Source organism: Streptococcus suis (assembly GCF_016743335.1).
Lineage (GTDB): Bacteria > Bacillota > Bacilli > Lactobacillales > Streptococcaceae > Streptococcus > Streptococcus suis_Y.
The window spans coordinates 1-2473 of sequence record NZ_WCJE01000083.1 but is presented as its reverse complement, the minus strand read 5'-3'; the positions used below and the strand labels follow the sequence as shown (position 1 = coordinate 2473).

At 37.7% G+C, this 2473-nt stretch carries 2 protein-coding genes and 1 tRNA gene; all 3 read right to left on the bottom strand.

What is annotated here, in order from left to right:
* Positions 1-417 precede the first annotated feature (417 nt).
* Entirely contained in the window at positions 418-606 is a 189-nt protein-coding gene (gene rpmB / locus F9856_RS11885) for a 50S ribosomal protein L28 (RefSeq protein WP_001140948.1), read from the bottom strand.
* A 384-nt stretch (positions 607-990) separates the two neighbouring features.
* Positions 991-1872 carry a class II fructose-bisphosphate aldolase gene (locus tag F9856_RS11880; RefSeq protein ID WP_013730139.1) on the bottom strand — a complete coding sequence of 294 codons (882 nt, stop codon included), beginning with the start codon at positions 1870-1872 and terminating at the stop codon, positions 991-993.
* A 234-nt stretch (positions 1873-2106) separates the two neighbouring features.
* Positions 2107-2192: transfer RNA gene (locus F9856_RS11875), tRNA-Leu, on the bottom strand.
* Between the last annotated feature and the right edge of the window lie 281 nt (positions 2193-2473).

Below are 2473 nucleotides of genomic sequence, written 5' to 3'. Positions count from 1 at the left end.
TGTTTCGCTATTAACCAGTCCCTCAAGAGACAACTCAATTATTCTATCACGACTTATATACTTTGTCAACCGGGTTTTTGAGATTTTTTGGATTTTTTTACCTTTTTTAACTCTCTCTATTCTTCCAGTTCGTGATTCCCTTCTTGTAGAACCCGTACGGATATGCTCTCTCGTACAACTCCTAATGTCAATCCAAGTTTATATGTTCGTGCTTGAGAAAATCTCCCACATCAATACACAGTTTATTTTTGACAACATTCCTTCTTTGTTAACTTTTCAGCAGCAATGTGGAGAGCTATATAGCTGATATTCTTTCCTGTTTATTATGTAGTGGCCGAATTTGCTCCTCACCGACTTTATATCTAGGTTATTTTTTCCAAAAACAAAAGTCGCTAGATTTTTCTAACGACTTTGTTATTATACGCGTTCAACTTTGCCTGATTTTAGTGCACGTGCTGAAGCCCAAACTTTTTTAGGTTTACCATCAATCAAAACAGTTACTTTTTGAAGGTTTGGTTTAACTGCGCGTTTAGTTTGGTTCATAGCGTGTGAACGGTTGTTACCTGATACAGTCTTACGACCAGTGAAATAACATACTTTAGCCATTGTATCTTCCTCCTCATTTGATCAAATATATCGGATGTGCTAGCACCACATACCACATTATTCTAACAGAAAAGATTGGACTTGGCAAGAATTATTTTCATTTTATTTTTTTAAAGTATCTATACTCATAGGTAAATATTTTAATACTAGAGTTTGCGCACTACCCATAATTCTTCGTTCTCTAAGTTATTACAGTCATGAGAGCGGTTTATATTTTAACTGTTCTCTGCTCACTTCTATCGTAGATTTCTTCATAGCAAAGAACTAGATCAAACTTAATCAACTATTATAATAAAAAGGATTCTCGAAAGAAAATCCTTCTTGGTCTAATCTAAGAAACTTATGCTTTGTTTGCTTGAAATCTGAGATTTCTTAGCAGTTATACTAAGCTTTGTTCGCTGAACCGAATACGTCGATACGCTCTTCAACAGATGCTTGGATAGCTTTCACACCGTCTGCCAAGAATTTACGTGGGTCAAAGAGTTTTTTCTTATCGTATTCTGCTTCGTTTGCTTCATAAGCCGCTGCAAACTTACGAGTTGCGTTTGCAAATGCGATTTGGCACTCAGTGTTTACGTTAACTTTAGCAACACCCAATTTGATTGCTTCTTGGATTTGTGCATCTGGAATACCTGAACCACCGTGCAATACGATTGGGAAACCTGGTACAGCTTCAGTCAATTTACGCAAGTGGTCAAGGTCAAGACCTTCCCAGTTTGCTGGGTATGGACCGTGGATGTTACCGATACCTGCTGCCAAGAAGTCAATACCAGTTGCAACCATTGCTACTGCATCTTCAATTGGAGCCAATTCACCAGCACCTACGATACCATCTTCTTCACCACCGATAGTACCAACTTCAGCTTCAACTGAGATACCTTTAGCGTGCGCCAATTCTACAACTTCTTTTGCTTTTGCAAGGTTTTCTTCTACTGGAAGGTGTGAACCATCAAACATGATAGAAGTGTAACCAACTTCGATACACTCAAGTGCATCTTCGTAGTGACCGTGGTCAAGGTGAATAGCAACTGGAACTGTAATGTTCATTGATTCAATCAAGTTTGCAATCAAGTTACGAGCTACTTTGTAACCCCCCATGTACTTAGCTGCACCCATAGAAGTTTGGATAAGAACTGGAGCTTGTTTTGCTTCTGCTGCACGCAAGATAGCTTGAGTCCACTCAAGGTTGTTTGTGTTAAATCCACCAACTGCATAACCGTTGTCACGCGCTGCTTGGACAAATTTTTCTGCTGAAACTAATGGCATTTCGATAGCCTCCTAATATTTTTTGAGGTTGCACCTCATACTCTTCTATTCTACCATTTTTATTTTGAAAATGCTAGTTGAAACCGTCTAGTTTTGAGAAAACTTTCACATATCTTTTCATGAAAGCCATAATAATGCCTGTTTCGTATCATTTTTGTAATTTATGAACTTGCACATATCGTGCTCTGCACTTATCTAGACAAAGTAAAAGGACTAGCCTTAGCTAGTCCACTATGCGGAGAGTGGGACTTGAACCCACACGACCTAAAGCGGTCACAGGATCCTTAGTCCTGCGCGTCTGCCAATTCCGCCATCCCCGCTTAACACAAGAACTAGTATATCATTAGGAACTAGCCTTGTCAACACTTTTTTTGAATTTTATTTTTTATTTTTACCTTATTTTTACCTTTTTTACCAAAACGTATTGATTTAGCTGATTCTTTTGCAATATTCTACTATATATAATGCTTAAAACCATCTAGACAATGATGCCATATGGGGGGTATTTCGTATTTTCTTCTATAAATACTGACATCTTTTCGTTTCTTTATATAAAATATAGAAGAAGATTGAATAGTACCAATCTTCTTCTATAACGGCT

Excerpts from the sequence above, each read along its gene's own strand:
- F9856_RS11880 (WP_013730139.1), bottom strand. The coding sequence starts at position 1,872 with ATGCCATTAGTTTCAGCAGAAAAATTTGTCCAAGCAGCGCGTGACAAC.
- rpmB (WP_001140948.1), bottom strand. The coding sequence starts at position 606 with ATGGCTAAAGTATGTTATTTCACTGGTCGTAAGACTGTATCAGGTAAC.